This is a genomic window from Ruminococcus gauvreauii (assembly GCF_025151995.1).
Taxonomy (GTDB): domain Bacteria; phylum Bacillota; class Clostridia; order Lachnospirales; family Lachnospiraceae; genus Ruminococcus_G; species Ruminococcus_G gauvreauii.
Genome location: NZ_CP102290.1, coordinates 2,241,535 through 2,258,771, shown reverse-complemented (window position 1 = coordinate 2,258,771; position 17,237 = coordinate 2,241,535). Strand labels below are relative to the sequence as shown.

The 17,237-nt window shown below is 46.3% G+C and carries 14 protein-coding genes; 2 read left to right on the top strand and 12 right to left on the bottom strand.

Annotated features, from left to right (window positions below; all coding sequences use genetic code 11):
* Positions 1–7: 7 nt before the first annotated feature.
* Positions 8–1,624 (bottom strand): response regulator, encoded by a 1,617-nt coding sequence (locus NQ502_RS10990; protein ID WP_028528426.1) that lies wholly within the window; start codon positions 1,622–1,624, stop codon positions 8–10.
* Positions 1,625–1,843: 219 nt separating this feature from the next.
* Here NQ502_RS10990 and NQ502_RS10985 point away from each other — a divergent pair, with 219 nt between their 5' ends.
* A complete protein-coding gene (locus NQ502_RS10985; RefSeq protein ID WP_028528425.1) occupies positions 1,844–2,638 on the top strand; it encodes a 5-deoxy-glucuronate isomerase in 795 nt (264 codons plus the stop codon).
* A gap of 140 nt (positions 2,639–2,778) precedes the next feature.
* Here NQ502_RS10985 and NQ502_RS10980 read toward each other — a convergent pair whose 3' ends face one another.
* The 5 genes from NQ502_RS10980 to NQ502_RS10960 all read right to left on the bottom strand — a co-directional run bounded on the left by NQ502_RS10980 (position 2,779) and on the right by NQ502_RS10960 (position 10,311).
* A complete protein-coding gene (locus NQ502_RS10980) occupies positions 2,779–3,660 on the bottom strand; it encodes a sugar phosphate isomerase/epimerase family protein (protein WP_028528424.1) in 882 nt (293 codons plus the stop codon).
* Positions 3,661–3,704: 44 nt separating this feature from the next.
* Positions 3,705–5,093 carry an aldehyde dehydrogenase family protein gene (locus NQ502_RS10975; protein WP_044983204.1) on the bottom strand — a complete coding sequence of 463 codons (1,389 nt, stop codon included), beginning with the start codon at positions 5,091–5,093 and terminating at the stop codon, positions 3,705–3,707.
* Positions 5,094–5,120: 27 nt separating this feature from the next.
* Positions 5,121–6,983 (bottom strand): hydantoinase/oxoprolinase family protein, encoded by a 1,863-nt coding sequence (locus NQ502_RS10970; protein WP_028528423.1) that lies wholly within the window; start codon positions 6,981–6,983, stop codon positions 5,121–5,123.
* Positions 6,984–6,996: 13 nt separating this feature from the next.
* Entirely contained in the window at positions 6,997–8,763 is a 1,767-nt protein-coding gene (locus NQ502_RS10965) for a cobalamin B12-binding domain-containing protein (RefSeq protein ID WP_028528422.1), read from the bottom strand.
* Positions 8,764–8,901: 138 nt separating this feature from the next.
* The gene (locus NQ502_RS10960; protein ID WP_028528421.1) at positions 8,902–10,311 is read right to left on the bottom strand and encodes an aspartate aminotransferase family protein; all 1,410 of its coding nucleotides are present in this window, start codon (positions 10,309–10,311) and stop codon (positions 8,902–8,904) included.
* A 343-nt stretch (positions 10,312–10,654) separates the two neighbouring features.
* Here NQ502_RS10960 and ald point away from each other — a divergent pair, with 343 nt between their 5' ends.
* Positions 10,655–11,800, top strand: coding sequence for an alanine dehydrogenase (gene ald, locus NQ502_RS10955; RefSeq protein ID WP_044983203.1), 1,146 nt, complete (start codon positions 10,655–10,657; stop codon positions 11,798–11,800).
* 104 nt (positions 11,801–11,904) lie between these two features.
* Here the strand turns inward: ald and NQ502_RS10950 are convergent, their stop codons facing one another.
* From NQ502_RS10950 to NQ502_RS10925, 6 genes are all read right to left on the bottom strand, one after another.
* A complete protein-coding gene (locus NQ502_RS10950) occupies positions 11,905–13,062 on the bottom strand; it encodes an AI-2E family transporter (RefSeq protein WP_028528420.1) in 1,158 nt (385 codons plus the stop codon).
* 77 nt (positions 13,063–13,139) lie between these two features.
* Positions 13,140–13,484, bottom strand: a complete 345-nt coding sequence (locus NQ502_RS10945; RefSeq protein ID WP_028528419.1) for a uroporphyrinogen decarboxylase family protein — start codon at positions 13,482–13,484, stop codon at positions 13,140–13,142.
* Between the two features lie 29 nt (positions 13,485–13,513).
* A complete protein-coding gene (locus NQ502_RS10940) occupies positions 13,514–14,443 on the bottom strand; it encodes a metallophosphoesterase (RefSeq protein WP_044983202.1) in 930 nt (309 codons plus the stop codon).
* Positions 14,440–15,609 (bottom strand): DUF4474 domain-containing protein, encoded by a 1,170-nt coding sequence (locus tag NQ502_RS10935; RefSeq protein ID WP_242830258.1) that lies wholly within the window; start codon positions 15,607–15,609, stop codon positions 14,440–14,442. Before NQ502_RS10935 ends, NQ502_RS10940 begins: the two co-directional genes overlap by 4 nt.
* Before the next feature lie 258 nt (positions 15,610–15,867).
* Positions 15,868–16,047: a hypothetical protein gene (locus tag NQ502_RS10930; RefSeq protein WP_341349404.1), complete on the bottom strand. Its 180-nt coding sequence runs from the start codon at positions 16,045–16,047 to the stop codon at positions 15,868–15,870.
* A 45-nt stretch (positions 16,048–16,092) separates the two neighbouring features.
* The gene (locus NQ502_RS10925) at positions 16,093–17,154 is read right to left on the bottom strand and encodes a LacI family DNA-binding transcriptional regulator (protein ID WP_028528416.1); all 1,062 of its coding nucleotides are present in this window, start codon (positions 17,152–17,154) and stop codon (positions 16,093–16,095) included.
* Between the last annotated feature and the right edge of the window lie 83 nt (positions 17,155–17,237).

Here is a 17,237-nt window from a genome sequence, read left to right as displayed (position 1 = left end):
GTCCCCATTATCTGTTTTCGTATTTCCGGTACTCAACAGGTTTTACGCCAACATGCTTTGTAAATATTTTGCTGAAATATTTGGTATCTGTATATCCAACCCTGTCAGCAACGGCGCTTACGCTCATGCGTGTTTCTCTTAACAGCTTCTTTGCGGCTTCCATGCGCACCCTGATCAGATAATTCGTAATATTCATACCTGTCTGATTTTTAAACAGCGTGCTCAGGTAAACCGGATTCAGGCAAACCATTTTGCCGATATCATCCAGTGATATTCCCTTATCATAGTTTTTTTCAATATATTCTTTCACTTCCCTGATCGGTCTTGCCTCATGACTTTTCTGCACGTCATTACAGCGTTCCATGATCTTCATCATATAATCAGTCAGATAGCTTTTACAGGCCTTGAGCGAAGTACAGCTGTTGATACGCATTTCCCAGACCTCTTTCGCGGGAAGATCCGGCTGATCCAAAAGTTTATTGTCAAGCACCGCATCTTCCAGCAATTCAATCCATCTCTCCGAAAACTTATAAATCGACTGAACCGCTGTTTCTTTTCCATAATAATAAGTTCGCATGACCTCATCCAGGCAGCCGAAAACTTCATCTTTATTTAATTCGAATAATCCTTTTCTGACGCGCATCTCTATCTGCTGCGGAACCATTACCTGATAATACAGCTGTCCCTGCGTCAGCTTTGAAGCGTCAATGATGCCCCCGCTGCCAAGCTCAATTCTGTTATCAATAGCCGACTGTGCCGTTACAAATGAATTGTGCAGCTCCTCCCGGCTCCTTACCTGCAGCCCGACACCCAATGTTACATGAAAGAACTCATACTTTTCATTGTCCTCCCTTAAGAGCTCTGTCAGGTATCTTTTCTTCTTATCCATCGGCAGATGTAAACCTGGTTTATAGTTAAAAGCAATGTGTCCCTTCGTACCTTCATAAAAATATTCCGCATCAAAACTGTCACTCTTTATTTTTGTCGTGTACTTTTCACACATATTTTCCAGTACGGAGATATACGCCGAAAAGTCCACATTTTCATGCTCAATGTAGTCCAGTTTGATTGTAACGACACTGTAAATGCAGTCTTTCACCGGATGGAGCGGATCATTTTCTCCTGTCAGGATACGGTCATTTTCATCGATTGGTACATCATACAGGATTTTTCTCAGATGATCTCTGCGGATTCTGGAAACCTGCTCAACAAATCTTTGCTGCCTGTCCTGATCAGCCTGCTGCTTTTCGGCGTTGATATGCTTCCTGCGATTCAGACGGTTCAGCAGCATCGCCAGTTCCTCCTTTTTGATCGGCTTTAGCAGATAATCCTGCACGCCATACTGCAGAGCGGTTTTTGCATACTCAAAATCGCGATAACCGCTTATAATGATAAACTCCGTCTCTCTCTCAGACTGTTTCACTTTTTTAATCAGCTCCAGCCCCGTCATGCCGGGCATCCGGATATCCGAGATCACCACATCCGGATTCTCCTCAAGGATGATCTTATATGCCTCCAAACCATCTGAGGCCAGACCTGCAATTTTTACATCCAGATCTTTGATCAGGTAGGCGATTAAATCAACGATATCCTTCTCATCATCTGCAATCAGCACTTTTAACATATATCTACCTCATTTTTGTCAGCAGCAGTTCTATTAATTATATACTAATATATTTTACTATTTATCTCCTGTGACGGCAAGCAGAACCCGTACGTAATAGTTACCAAAATTCAGTTGTAAAATTTATTAAAATACATTTATATATGTCTTGACAAATCCTACTTGTATGTTAATATATTAATATATAAATTGTCAATAAAAAAAATAAGGAGGATAACGATGTATATTTCAAAAGATCCCATTCGTGGTTATAACGAATATATTAACCTGGCGGAGGGCGAAGGAAAAAAGGCCATGATGGACGTGGCGCTTTTATTAATGGAGGCAGGAGATACATACACATTTGCAGAGACAGAAAAGGAAATGGCATGGATCATGTTCGAGGGCAGGGCAAAGGTTGAATTTGACGGCAGGACTGTTGAGATGGAACGTCCGAATCCTTTCGATTATAATCCGTACTGTCTTCACCTCTGCGCAGGGGGTACCTGCACGGTCACGGCATATGACAGTTCTGTTTTCTATGTGCAGAAGACTCTGAACGACCGTAAATTTGATGCCAGAATGTATATGCCAGAGGACACCCACACATGGGCGCGCGGAGCCAAGGGCGAGCTGCAGGGCACCATCAGAAGAAATGTAAGAACATGCTTCGACTATGAAAACGCACCGTACTCGAATATGGTGCTGGGTGAGGTCGTCAATCTTCCGGGACGCTGGTCGAGTTACCCGCCGCACTGGCATCCGCAGCCGGAAGTTTATCTCTTTCGCTTTGACAAGCCACAGGGCTATGGGGCTGGCTGGGTAAACGATGAAGTGGTACAGCTTGGCCATAACGGACTTGCCGTTATTACAGAAAAATCCCATCCGATGGTTGCATGCCCGGGATACGCTATGTGCTATGCATGGGGCATCCGGCACTTCGATGACAACCCGTGGGAGAAGACGCGCATCGATGACAAAGAACACGAGTGGACGCTCGACCCGGATGCAAAGATCTGGGGAGACTCACTATAAATCCTAATTCCCTATGAATAAAGAGAAGCCATCGCGGCATGCTGCGGCGGCTTCTCTTTATTCATAGCAATATTTTTTATTGGAAAGCAGGAGGCAGGGATCTCTTCCCTGCCTCCTGTGAGTATGCTTAAGACCTTTTATCATGGACCCTCAACCAGTTTCTTAAGTTCAGCGTATACATATTTTGTAAACGCATACACATCTTCTTCCGTTTCTCTCTTTGAAAATGTTTCGTATGCCCACCAACCGTCAAATCCAGTGGACTTCACTGCATCAACCCATTCTCTGATCGGGACGGCCCCCTCATAAAATGCTGCATCCCGGAAAATCTCTTCACAGGGCACACGACCATCCGGTTCACGTGAATTGCAGACGTGCACGCCAAGGATCATATCTTTGTCGATCTGTGACAGAAATTCTGCATCCACTCCGGCGATATAGTTATGGTAAAAGTCCACAACAATCTTCAGGTTGTCACGCTCTGCCTGCTCCACCAGCGGAATCCCTTCTTTCAGGGAAGGGAACGGCGTCCAGCATAATGGTTCAAAAAACAGCGTGAGCTTAAACTGCGCAGCCAGATCGGAAAGTGCCTGCAGATTTTTTATCATGAGTTTTTGTTGTTCTTCCACCGGCAGTCCCTGCAGTCCCATATAACCGTTAAACGGTATTCCTCTCCGATAACACTCTGCGGCGTGCCAGTCCACCGGGCCATTGATGATTTCGACGGCATGACTTCCGACGGACGACGCCATCTCAAAAAGTTTTTCCGCTTCCCTCATCATCATCACAAACTCATAACCCTGGCGTTCGAGATCGGACAGCCAGCCGACAGCAGACACTTCTATATTGCCTGACAGATTTCTGATATCATCAGGTGTATGTCCGGCATCCAGAAAGTATGAAAGCTGAACTTTTGTAGGTTCAATACAGTCAAACCCTGCAGCCCGGGCAGCATTGATATATGTACACAGATTAGCCCTGCCGACTGCAGAACTTTGCAGTGAAAGTGCATTTTTTCTCATAGAAACCATCCTTCCGATCAACGTTTATGGCGCAGCCATAAATTTTATCTGAACGCACCCTTCAGCACATAATTCTTCAGCTGGCTGAATTCCTCGAGGCTGGTGCTGATCCCCTCTCTGCCCAGGCCACTCATTTTAACGCCCCCATGACCCTGGTCGATGTGGCGATATGCGCTGTGGCCGTTTACGACAACAGACCCCACTTCGATCTGATTTGCAATATGGAATGCTCTCATGATGTCTTTTGACAGCACCCCTCCATTCAGTCCATAAGAAGAGTTATTCGCGATCTCCACAGCTTCCTCCTCTGTATCAAATGCAATCATCGGGAATACCGGTCCGAATATCTCGTCATCTTTGGCAATCGCCATGTCCTTCGTGACACCGGTCAGCACTGTCGGGGCATAATATGCGCCCTCACGTACACCTCCAAATGCAACGGTGGCACCCTCGGCAACCGCATTCTGAACCTGTTTCTCGACGGTTACGGCAGCGCTCTCTGAGATCAGCGTACTGATCTCTGTTCTGGGATCCAGTACGTCGCCCCTGACAACGGTGCGAAGGCGGGCGATCAGTTTTTCGGTTAATTCTTCGATGATCGGACGCTCCACGATAAACCGTTTCGGTGCACAGCAGGTCTGCCCCGTATTAAAGAGCCGGCCCCCGATCATCTCCTCTACCGCCTCGTCAAGATCCGCATCCGCAAAGATCACAAACGGATCATTGCCTCCCAGTTCCAGAAACATCGGTTTCAGGCAGTCCGCGGCATCCTTCATCATCTGAATGCCTGCCTGCGTACTTCCTGTTAGACCAATCGCATCCACTTTCGGATTCTTAACCATTGCCTCTGTGCATGCTTCCCGGCTGCACACGATAAACGGAGCAAGGTCAGCGGGTACTCCTGCCTCGGTCAGAATCCCTCCCATCCTGAGGATCGCCAGAGGATTGGATGAAGGTGCCTTCACGATGGCTGCATTTCCCATGATCAGAGCCGGAATCACCTTCAGGAGCGTCAGCTCGATCGGATAATTAAATGGAATAATACAGCCTACTACTCCGAGCGGAACTCTCCTGGTAAAAATAAGATCTCCCTTTGTGTCGGAATCATTGTCCGGCATAACCTCACCGTACATATGGTTGGCATATTCGATGGTTCCTCTGATATTCTGAGGAACTTTCGCAACCTCTTCCAGACTCTGGCTGTATGGTTTTCCCATCTCCAGTGACGACAGTCTGGTCAGAGCTTCAATATTTTCTTCAAATAAGTCCGCAAAACGGTATAAAACCTGTGAACGCTCATACAGACTTTTCCTCGCCCACGCTTTCTGAGCTTCTTTTGCTTTATCAGCCAATACGAATAATTCGTCTTTTGAGGTCAGCTGCAGCTCATCCAGCACCTCATTATTCTGCGGATTTGTAACTACTAATTTCATTTTTTACCTCCTGGTTTTATCAGATTTTCATGTCCAGCCAGGGCTCCCGATCCCGGTCGCCTTCATCCTGACTTCTACAAGTTCAGACTGGCATTCTTCTATATTTGTGGTGCAGACCTCTTCTTCATTTATGATGATCTGACTGTCCGATGCACCGGCACTTTCAAGTATCTCCCGCACGAAGTTTTCAAGCAGGGGCCGCACATATTCCTTCGCCTCATCCAGTGTATCTTTCACTGTTCTGTCCCATGGGCTGTGTACAATATACCAGTCGTTTTGACGGTCAAACCTTATCAGAACCTCGGCATCATACATGACCTGACCCACCGCTGCACCTACTGCGTTCGCCACCTCTGAATGTTCCGGAATGATGAGATTTCTTCCGAGTTCATGACAGACATTCGGCATCCACGCGCCAACCGGATTGCCGATCGCCACCACCGGTCTTTCGGTTTCATGGTCCGCACTTGAAGTTCTGCATGCAGACATAAGATTTTTCTTCATGATCTTCAGCACATCCGCTGTCAGTTCCTCACAGGTTCTGCCTGCCCGCCTGCCGAGCAGCATCACACCCAGATGAGAAGCCTTCGTGTTCCATTTACGGAAAGCGCCCGTCACGTGCAGGATATCCGTAGGTGTCACCGCAATACGGGCGAGAACACCTTTTTCTTCCATTTCTTCAACGGTACGGGCATCTTTATCCCGGGTTCGGCTGACCATATAAAGCAGGCTGTGGGGACCATCCCTTAAGACCTCCAGTATTCTGGCCTCTGCAGCAGATAAACTCTTATCCTGCCGGTCTTGTCGGATCATAAAGCATTCCGGAATCTGCTGCCCGGATAAATCTCCTGTCACGCTCCGGGAAGCTTCCATAAGTTCATCCACCAGCCATGGATAAAAACCGGCCGCCACACACAGCGGCATGGCACGCTTCGGACCGATCAATAGTCTCTTCTCCCCGTCAGTCCGGATATAAGAATCCCCGCCGATGCCAAATGTCAGTATCTCGGCTGCCCTCACTCTGGTCTTAAATCCTCCGATCACAGCGCCGTCATCGTTAAGCTTGACTCTGCCGTCCCGGAGAACGGCAATGTCTGTTGTCGTTCCGCCCATATCCAGGATGAGTGCATCTTTTTCCTTTGACAGAAATGCACCGCCTATCACACTGGCCGCGGGACCGGAAAGAATCGTCTCCACTGGTCTCGCCAGTGCAAATTCTTCTCCCATAAGACTCCCGTCACCCTTTACGGTCATCAAAGGTGCCTCGATCTGTCTGCTGCGCAGAACTGTTTTAACCGCCTGAATCAGCTGACGGATGACCGGGATTAACCTTGCGTTAAAAACGGCGGTAGCCGTGCGCTCCTCAAATCCAAGATTTCCACTCAGTTCATGGGCACAGACAACCGGAACCTTAAGCTCCTCTTTTACGATCTGCTTTACCTTCAATTCATGGCGGGGGTTCCTGACACTTGCATAACCCGAAACAGCCACGGCATCCGCCAGTCCCCGCAGTCCTCTGATGGTCCGTCGCGCCCGCATTTCACCAAACGGCACGATTTCTCTCCCTTTAATATCCAGGCGTCCCTCCAGTACACACTGTATTTCCACGGGCAGCTGTAAGCCTGGATCCTTCCCGATCAGCAGCAGCCCAACCTTTCCTCCCTGATCTTCCACGATCGCATTTGTAGCAAGCGTAGTAGACAGGCACACCATGTCGACTGGAATCTTTCCAATGCCGTCCAGCAGATCAATGCTGTTTGCAATACCCGTCGCCAGGTTTTCCCTGGTTGTGAATGCCTTTGATTTACTTAAGACCCTCTGATCTCTCGTGCAGATTATAACACTGTCCGTATAAGTGCCTCCCGTATCGATTCCCAGTATATAAGCCATGTGTTAACCTCTGTTAGTTCAGTGCTCCGATCTGACGAACGGTCTTTCGGATATCATTTTCGGCATGGATTCCCATCTCCATCAGTCTGTCCGCGATCTCTGTGGGTTCCGCATCTCCGGGAAGGATCGCATTTAACTTCCCTCCCATGAATATCCAGTACTCTTTACCGCGCTTCCCGGCCAGTTCCAGCAGCTGACGCGCATAGTCCAGAGCCTGTCCATTATGGCAGCTGACCCCGATAAACGGAGTGTTCTCCTCATCAGCGAGATCCAGCATATCGACCGGCGCCATATCCACCCCGCCGTTTACAACTTCCGCGCCTGCTGCATTCAACACACCCTCCACCAGCACCAAACCGTAGGTATGTGCGTCACCAGATGCGGCGACGATTTTTTTGCCATTTAAAATACCCCGGCAATTATCATTCATCAGCTCATCGATGATCTCCTGCATCATGTCCATCGTCTGTCTTCCCAGCACCGTCGGATAGAACGGCTCAACCTGAGTTTTATCCGTACCGTATGTACTCGAGTGGAACATCTGCTCAAAACGGATGGGGTTCATGTTTTTAAGCACCATCAGCATTTCCAGGGGATCTTCTGTATCGATTCCTGCCTGTTTAAAACCTTCGATCACGTTGTCGAACAGAATCCTGCCTTCTCTGACCATGACATCCCGCATCTCTTCCAACGGCTTAAAGTTAAAGTAAGGCAGCCATTCTTCCGCTTTTTCCTCCGTTCGTTTTGCCGCAGTCAGAATGTTGATCAGCTCGTCCAGTGTCGGAACCTTGATTTTCTCCGTTATAGAAACGGGATTTACACCGAGACTCATATGATATTTCTTTTCTACCAGCATCTCAAACAGGAACTCCGGAACACTGATTCCATAATTGCCGTGAATGTGATGATCCCACTGTAAATTTGTAGAACTGTTCAGATAAGTCAGTACCGGCTGCTCTTCCGTAGACATCAATGCATCCAGCGCCATTGCCACGCCTGCACGCGTATCATTTTCACTTAAGAGACCGCCAAAGCTTATCGTATAGCGGGCGCCGCAGAGTTCTGTACAGATATAGTGCTCCAGCAGTGCATACCCTACGTATGAAGCACAATCCATAAAATACCCCGGATAACCGTCATCCAGGTATGTCTCCGCCGCAAACATCTCGTCCCGCTTGGATGCCATGATGCCCAGCGCCTTTACAACGTCTCCAAGCCGCTTCTCCTCATCATCAAATCCATTATAACTCCAAAAAAACTGGGTCATATCCCCAACTCTCGGAGACCCTGACTGAATCGCAAATATGGTATTTTCCAACGCATTCGGGCTGAACAGATGATAATCATTAAACGTAATATCAATAGGCGCAGCAGATGCCTGTCTTTCGTAATCTTCCATCTCAAACATCTCGAAACTCGTAGTCGCAGGCGCCTTTTCCCGGTACTCCCGGGGCAGCGCGACCAGACCGCTCGGAATGGCCTGTATACAGTTTACTTCCAGACCGGTCTCCACGGTAAAGTCGTATATCTTTTTAATTGCATCTATCTGATCATCCAGCGTAGCCAGACCAAGCAGTATATTATAGTATATCTTTCCCTGCTTCGCGAGGTCTTTCTTATACTCCATATGATTGGAATATTTGCTCTGGGAACGGATAAAACCACTTCTTCCCGCTTTTATGGTCTTTCCCAATTCCACGCCTTCCCGCACGAGCTCTTTACCCGGCCTGTGGCCCTTCGGCTTTAAATGTCTGATATATTCCAGGTTAACTTCATTCATAAGCATTCTCCTCTTAGTGTCCTCTGTAATATAAGAAAGTCTTATAGAACCGGCTGGTATCATCTTATCACACTATGAACGGCGTTTACAAGCATACGGACGTTACCGATTCTATAAGACTTTACGTATGGTTACCTTTTATTTGTAACCAAATTTCTCCTCGATTCTTGTGATCTCAGCATCAAAGATATTGAAAATATCATCTACGTCACTGTCGGAAACATTGATCGGCGGAATGAAGGAAATTCTGTTGTTGTAGTAACCGTTTAGCTGAGCCAGCAGGCCGGATTCCTTCATGTTATCTACAAGTTCTGCTGTTTCTTTGATCGCCGGTTCTTTTGAATCTCTGTCTTTTACGAATTCGACGCCGAAGAAAATGCCGCGGATCGAGTAGGAACCAACCAGCGTATGTTTTTCTTTGATAGCAGCCAGCTTTTCTTCTACATATCTGCCGGCAGCTGCACAGCGTTCAACCAGCTGATCTTCTTCAAAGATATCAAGCACTTTATTGGCGACGGCACATCCCAGGGAGTATCCTGCATATGTACTGCAGATGAATCCAGGGCCGCAGTCTTCGAAGATTTCCGCTCTTCCGACAACTGCGCTCATAGGAACGCCTGCTCCCAGAGCTTTTCCGATCAGCAGTAGATCCGGTGCGACACCTGAATGTTCGCATGCAAACATCTTTCCGGTTCTTCCCATTCCAGTCTGGATTTCATCAAAGATCAGAAGGAATCCGTATTTATCCGCCAGTTTTCTAAGTTCAGCCAAAAACTCTACCGGAGGTACGATATATCCTGCGGAACTCTGGCAAGGTTCAACGATCATAGCTGCCACGTTCTGTACGCCTGACATCGGATTACCCATGCTGGTCTGTCCGGATGCCATCAGGTTGTCAATCGCTTTTACACATTCCATATTGCAGCTGCCTTCTTCCTTGCCGTATGGACAGCGGTAGCAGTATGGATACGGAAAGCGCTCGATGTTGTTGTCAGCAGACGGCATCGGGTTATACCAGCGGTGCATGCTGCCGGCTCCGGTGAGTCCCATGGTAGCCGTGCTCTGTCCGTGGTATCCTCCGTAAAAACATACGATGGTCTGTTTCTTCGTATGATAGCGCGCAAGACGGATCGCATTTTCTACTGCGTCTGATCCGCTCAGAGCAAGGCGCACTTTCTTTCTGTAATCACCGGGGGTAATATCAATCAGTCTCTGTACTAATTTTAATCTCTGCGGTGTCGGAAAATCAAACCAGTTATCGAGACTGTTCAGGTACTGATCCTTCATTGTCTCTGCGATTCTCGGATCACAGTGGCCGATATTCATAGCGGACATGCCTGCGATACAGTCGATATATTCTTTTCCGTCCACATCATAGACTTTATTCCCTTTTGCATTCTCTATAATAGGAGGATTCGTCCATTTCGTAAACAATACATCGCCCGGATGCTCATTTTCCAGGAACTCGATAAGTCCTGCTTTGTTGTTCGGTGTAATGTCGCTTTCTTTTACTCTTTCCATTAATACTTCGTACGGCTTCTTTGTCATAGCAGTCACCCTTCTTTCTTAAATTTTTATCATGTCTGATAAATATCCTTTTTGGTTTCCTTCTTTTAAAACCTGAGTAATATATTAATATATCTTTAAATGCATACTAATATATTAGAATACATTTGTCAATAACCCAGCCAGCAAAATATTTTATTTGTCTATGTTGAATAAAATAAATTTAATTTTTCTGGTCATTTTTTCTATTGATTTATATACTAATATACTAGTATAATGTTAGCAGATGATAAATTGCATAAGCAGCTCCAGTGATTCATAGAGAACAGCTTATGCAGTTTAAAACAAAACCATATTATAATAAAGAAAAAGGAGTGTATCAAAGATGATTGTAGGATTGGTAAAAGAGATTAAAAACAACGAATTTCGTGTCGGACTGACCCCAAACTGCGTAAAGGCTTATGTACAGGATGGAAATCAGGTAATCGTCGAAACAAATGCAGGGACGGGTTCCGGATTCACTGATGAAGAATATATTGCAGCCGGTGCCAACATTTATCCCGATGCTGCATCCGTCTGGAACAGCGCTCAGATGATCGTAAAAGTAAAAGAACCGATCAGCAGTGAATATCAATATCTTCGCAAGGATTTAATTCTTTATACGTATCTGCATCTGGCGGCAGATGCCCCGTTGACAGAAGCGTTATTAAAAAATGAAGTGAAATCCATCGCATATGAAACAATCGTGGGACCAAAAGGCGGATTGCCGTGTCTGCAGCCGATGAGTGAGATTGCAGGCCGCCTTTCTATTCAGGAGGGTGCAAAATATCTGGAAAAAACTTTCGGCGGCTGCGGTGTCCTGTTATCCGGTGTCCCAGGCGTAAAAAAGGGGAAAATCGTAATCCTGGGAGGCGGCAATGTTGGAACAAATGCCTGCAAAATTGCAGTGGGCATGGGCGCAGACGTCTCCATTCTGGATGTCAGCGCTTCCCGTCTCGCCTATCTGGATGACATTTTCGGAAGCAGAGTCCAGACTTTATACAGCACAGGCCCGAATATCCAGGCAGAGCTTGCCGATGCTGATCTTGTCATCGGAGCTGTTCTTCTTCCGGGCCGTGCTGCTCCTAAACTGGTTAAAAAAGAGGATCTGAAAATGATGAAAAAAGGTGCCGTGGTAGTCGATGTGGCTGTAGACCAGGGCGGATGCATTGAAACAACACACGCAACAACCCATGAAGATCCCATCTTTGAAGTAGATGGTATCGTTCACTACTGTGTAGCCAATATGCCGGGAGCTGTACCAAGAACTTCCACACTGGCTCTGACAAGCACGACGCTTGGCCACGGCCTGTCGATCGCCAGAAACGGCTTTGAAAAGGCCGCACTGCTGGATGCGGGTTTATATCAGGGAGTCAATACCTACGCCGGAAGATGTACTTATGCCGGAGTAGCCGAAGCATTGAATCTGGACTTCACGGAAGCCAGGGAGATCATGGATAACGCCTCTTATACTTCTTTAAAAGTTTCCTAATATAGCTTAGACAGGGAGCCCCAAAAGTCAAAATGACCTGAGGGGCTCCCTGCCTGTCTGTTCCGTGATATTCTGCTTTTTTATCTGACACCATCAAAAACATTTCACTCGGGCGATATCGTAATATTCTTTCGCTTCAGACGGGTGTTAATAAATCCGCGGAACAGTGAATACACCACCGACGCCGCAGGGATAAAGATCAGCATGCCGGCAATCCCCATCAGGCTTCCGCCCAGGGATACAGCCACAAGGACCCAGATTGAGGGAAGTCCGACGGAATTCCCGACTACATGAGGATAGATGAAATTCCCTTCAATCTGCTGAAGAATCAGGAACATAATCACAAAGGCCAAAGCCTTGACCGGACTGACCATCAGAATCAAAAATGCCCCGATCACGCAACCGATAAACGCCCCGAAGATCGGTATCAATGCAGTAAATGCGATCAGAATCCCCACCAGCAGTGCATAGGGGAACTGCAGAACACTCATAACGACAAAGAACATGCTCCCAAGGATCACAGCTTCCACGCACTGACCCGTAAGGAAGTTCAAAAATGTCCGGTAGCAGAGGCTTGACACCTGCAGTACCCGCTTAACTGTCTTCTCCTTCAGAAGTGCATAGAGCACCTTTTGCACCTGAACGCTCAGTTTTTCCTTCTGCAGTACGATATAGCATGCAAAGACAAATCCGATAAAGAACGTAGCCAGACCGCTGATGAGTGATTTTGCAATCGAGTACGTAGAGTTCAGCACATCCCCCGCACCGCTCTTCAGGAAATCAACAGCCGTGGAGATGATTTTATTCCAGTCAAATTCCAGTTCCTGCACCCATGAAACCACCGCGGGATTTCCGTTAAACAATTCCTCTACCCAATCCTGCATTTCCGGAATGAAATCAGATATTGTTTTTCCAAGACTCACAAAAGTCTTGCCCAGCTCCGGCGCTACGATAAAAATAACCACCAGTATGACAGCCACTACCAGCAAAAGCGAGGTCAGCAGACTGACCGGGCGTGCCATCTTCCTGGCCCACTTTTTATCTTTCACTCTTTTATTGCCAAAAAGATGGCGTTCAAAAAACTGCATGGGCGCATTGATAATAAATGCCATGCCTCCGCCCAGTATAAACGGAAACAGGATATTAAATCCCAGCCCGATCAGACGGAATGCCGCTTTATAGTTAACCAGCACTACCACCAGAAGTGCCGTAAAAAGTATTAACCCCCTCAGTTTCTTAAGCGTCTCTTTGTTCAGCTCCATACTTTACCTCGTTTTTCTTTTTTAATGATTCAAATCATTATCACAATTATAAAGCAGAACGATATAAAAGACAACATTTAAAAACAGGCATTCATTTCCTCAGATTGAAGCTTGAAACAGTCATGCTGTATTATGGTCAGAAGGACAGCAAAATTCTCAATATGAAGTCCCACATTTCCGCATGAGTGCAGTGCGATGAACATTCCTTCATCATGACAGGCCTTCGTGATCCTCCTGTAATAGGGAAGATATATCTCACGAAACAGTTCTGGTGAAAAGAACGGGGCTCTCTGGGATCCCATATCATCATGCCAGAGAATCATATCCGCATGATAATATTTTTTTGCCACCTTCATAAATTCAATATGCCAGTCTGTCAATGCATCTAAAAATTCAGACAATTCAAAATACAGGCTTAACATCACCGCGTTAAGCCTGTATCCGGGGTCTTCTAGGGTTTTTCGCTCCTGCCGTAACTGGCGAGGGATACCGGTCCCTCCAGAACTTCCCGTTCTACCTTCAGTTTCCTGTCTTCCCCGGCGCGTACCGACCATTTGATCAGAGAAATCTCATTGTTTTCAATTTCTATACAGGTAATACACCGCGGATGTACACAGCTTCCGGAGTTGAAATAAAGCCCTTCCTCCGGCTGTGAGAACACCGGCCTGTGCGTATGCCCCGCAATCAAAATCCTGCCTCGCTCCTTCGTATATGACACGAGTCTCTTTTCCACCCGCTCTTTTGCCTTTCTGGGCCTTCCGGAACCTGTGGGATCTAAAAAACCGATCAGTTCCATCCTCTTCCAGAAATAGCGTACCAAAAACCTGGCAAGCGGCCAGAGCGTATCGTTCAGAAGATCTCCCTGATGTCCGTGTGCCAGAAACAATTCCCCTGTGCCATCCTCGCTGCGCAGGATTAACCCTTCTAAAACATTGATCCCCGGCAGAAGAGGCAGTTCCCTGCGGGAGGATTCACAGTAATAACAATTGCAGTGTTCGTTCATATAACCTTTTCGGCGTTTTACAATATCATGGTTTCCGTAGATCATATAAAGTCTCTTCTGTTCATAGAATTTAGATAACATCCAGAAAATATCACTGTGGACTTCAGCAATTATTTTTAACTGCCTGTTTTCCCACAGTTCATCACCGTCACCCAATTCAATATAGGTGAATCCATTCTGGTAATAGTACTCCAGCGCTCCAAAGCACACCACCTGATTTGCCAGGAAATTGTCCGCCGCATTCCCCTGGCCTCTGTGACAGTCACTCATAATGACAAGTCTTGACTGCGAATCAAACGGTACTGCCTTTGCATGTTCATATACTTTGTCAAGTTTTAGCCTCACCGATCTTGTTGACGCACACTGCAGCGATGTCATTTTTCATTACCATTGCAGCATGAGTTTTCCCGTGTCCGGTCCTCATCCCTCTGCTGTTCCCCTGCCTCATCACAGGCATCTGCTGACATGTGCCGGCAATCATTGTGTTCATGCCTTGGCAGGCATGGATCACAGGGATGGCAAGGCCTGCAGTGATGCGTCGGCCTGCACGGTTCGCATTCAGGTTCTGTCGGGCACGGCGGACATGACGGACACGGTGGTTTAGGTGGATCCGGTGGACATGGCGGTTTCGGCGGGCACGGCGGACATGGTGGGCACGGCGGTTTCGGCGGGCACGGCGGCTTGGGGGGACACGGCGGATCCGGTGGGCACGGCGGCTTGGGATCCGGGCCCGGTTTTTTATGCCCCAGCCAGACTTTTATCCATCCAAATGCTTCATATATTCCTTTCGCATACAGAGAATCCATAAACAGTGTATACAGTTCCGGCACCATGGCCTTTATATATTCTAACTTGTCAAGTGTATGTGTATATTCCCTCGTTGCTGTCTCATACAGATAACAGTTGCTGTGGTTTGTTTTCTGTACGATTGCAGACCTCACCTTATTTCTGGATTCAGTCTGAGGGGAATGTGGTTTCGTATAATGAATCGAAACTGTTTTCATACGTACCGAAAATTCACTTCTGCTGTAACCAATCCTAATTAAACTGTCTGCAAACGCATCTCTCATCTGACGGTCCGGAAATGTTATAGCTGCATCCATGGTAAGCGCGTTCGGCTCCGAGAATTCTCCCAGCTTAAATCCGGTCAGCCACCAGTGCAGATCTTTCCGGCGCAGTATTGCTTTTCCGTTTTTCTTCAAGACAAAAGAAAGACCGAGTCTCTCATCATCGCTGATATTTTCATAAAAGGTTCCCTTGAATTTATCATCCTCAATATCCTCACGTTCTGTATTGTATACGCCAATTTCTCCTCCGGTGGTGATGCCGTACTGCCCCTTCCAAAGTTCGATCAGCCACCGTTTTCCCCCGTAGGAAAATGTCACGGGTTCACAGTCCATGATCATATTAAACAGAGGAGCTGCCTCATCGTAGAGACGGCAGTAACCGACCTCCCTCTGCCAGCAGTTCATCAGCGAATAAAAATAATCACCGTCTATCTCATATGCAAACCCTGCTTCTTCAAGGTCCGCATTCAATTCCATCTGCTTTTTCAGCATGTCAGGGCCAGGGCGGAAGCGCCGGCTTCTAATCTTCCATATCGTAAGAACAAGCACCAATATAATCAAAATAACACAAATTATGATAACAGACGTTATTAACACGATAGATATTCCTTTCTTAGCTATTAATACATTTTATTCCGCCGTTTTCTATTGGTTACATTGTATGGTGTCTGCAGGGCTCACAAATAAATGCCCCCAAAGTGCCTTGAAATAGGACTTTGGGGGCTGATTGTTTTATTATTTATCCAACGATCCTGCACCGGTTGTTTCAATTGCGTTTACCGCAAAACCGTCACTCTTAATCTTTATTCCATTATAGTATGCCCGGCTGCCACCCTTCCCAAGTGTCAGCAAAATAAGTGGTATATGATACTTTTCCTGTAGATACTGAATACCCTCATCATAATATTTATTCATATCTGTTTTTTTCGCCTCCTGCATAAAGCCATCCATTATCCGTTATTATAATTTTGATGCCAGCAGGCCCTCGCTGAAACAGCAGTCAATATTTTCTTTAATACGAATATCCAGATTTGTATACAACTCACTGTTTCCCGGTCTGGTACCCGAGAGTAAATAATCTGATAACACCTTTATTGAATAATAGCCTTGTTCAAACGGCTGCTGCCCTATTGCAAAGTGGATGACATCATTTTTTAGCAACTCCGCAGTTCTTGAAATATAATCGGTGCAAACCACATTCACTTTACCGGACAGTTTATGGTCCACCAAAAATTGTCCCAGACCATCAATACCGCCGCCCGACATAAATATATTTTTTATATCGTTGTTCTGAAACAAGTCTTCACAAATTTCATAAACAATCCTGTCCACTTCGCGTGTCTCAAATGTCCCGAGTAATCTCATCTCCGGCAAGTCTTTTTTGAGATACTCGGAAAAGCCATCTTCTCTCTGCAAATGTGCCCGGATCATTTTATAACCCAGCAAAACAGCCGTATCTCCCTTTCCGCCTGAAAGCATTCCCAATAATTGCCCCCCAACACGCCCGCATGCATTGCCATCCTGACCGATATAGCAGATTCTGTTTACACCTTCAATATCAGTATTATAGAAGGCAATCGGAATCGTATCCTCAATACTTTTAAGTATATTTCGAATGCTCGTATCTTCCATCGGAGCCAAAGCAATTCCATTAACCTGATCTTCAATGGCATTTTGAATTTGCGCAAGTTGAGCGTCAATTTCAAATCCCTTCATCTCATAGATATTAATCGTTACCCCATAGATAGCGCACTCATCTTTAGCATATAATATCCCTTTCAGAATATCTCTGCCAAAAAGATTTTCTTTTGGAGATACAATAATTCCTATCTGGATTTTTTTATTTTTAGATTTTAGTGCTTTTGCTACAACATTGGGACTATATTCCAGCTCTTTTATTACTTCAAGAACCCTTTTCCTGGTCTTATCGCTCACATCCGGCCTGCCATTTAATACGCGGTCTACCGTTCCTCTCGACACATTTGCTTTTTTGGCAATTGTATTTATCGTTATGTTTTCCACCAAGTTCACCTTCTTTTAACAAGCTTTTTATTAAGCATATCATGTACATGGAAGATTAGGCAAATAGAAGTCGAAGAACAATT

Coding starts and splice junctions, on each gene's coding strand:
- NQ502_RS10990 (WP_028528426.1), bottom strand. CDS start 1,624: ATGTTAAAAGTGCTGATTGCAGATGATGAGAAGGATATCGTTGATTTA.
- NQ502_RS10985 (WP_028528425.1), top strand. CDS start 1,844: ATGTATATTTCAAAAGATCCCATTCGTGGTTATAACGAATATATTAAC.
- NQ502_RS10980 (WP_028528424.1), bottom strand. CDS start 3,660: ATGAGAAAAAATGCACTTTCACTGCAAAGTTCTGCAGTCGGCAGGGCT.
- NQ502_RS10975 (WP_044983204.1), bottom strand. CDS start 5,093: ATGAAATTAGTAGTTACAAATCCGCAGAATAATGAGGTGCTGGATGAG.
- NQ502_RS10970 (WP_028528423.1), bottom strand. CDS start 6,983: ATGGCTTATATACTGGGAATCGATACGGGAGGCACTTATACGGACAGT.
- NQ502_RS10965 (WP_028528422.1), bottom strand. CDS start 8,763: ATGAATGAAGTTAACCTGGAATATATCAGACATTTAAAGCCGAAGGGC.
- NQ502_RS10960 (WP_028528421.1), bottom strand. CDS start 10,311: ATGACAAAGAAGCCGTACGAAGTATTAATGGAAAGAGTAAAAGAAAGC.
- ald (WP_044983203.1), top strand. CDS start 10,655: ATGATTGTAGGATTGGTAAAAGAGATTAAAAACAACGAATTTCGTGTC.
- NQ502_RS10950 (WP_028528420.1), bottom strand. CDS start 13,062: ATGGAGCTGAACAAAGAGACGCTTAAGAAACTGAGGGGGTTAATACTT.
- NQ502_RS10945 (WP_028528419.1), bottom strand. CDS start 13,484: ATGTTAAGCCTGTATTTTGAATTGTCTGAATTTTTAGATGCATTGACA.
- NQ502_RS10940 (WP_044983202.1), bottom strand. CDS start 14,443: ATGACATCGCTGCAGTGTGCGTCAACAAGATCGGTGAGGCTAAAACTT.
- NQ502_RS10935 (WP_242830258.1), bottom strand. CDS start 15,609: ATGGAATTGAATGCGGACCTTGAAGAAGCAGGGTTTGCATATGAGATA.
- NQ502_RS10930 (WP_341349404.1), bottom strand. CDS start 16,047: ATGAATAAATATTATGATGAGGGTATTCAGTATCTACAGGAAAAGTAT.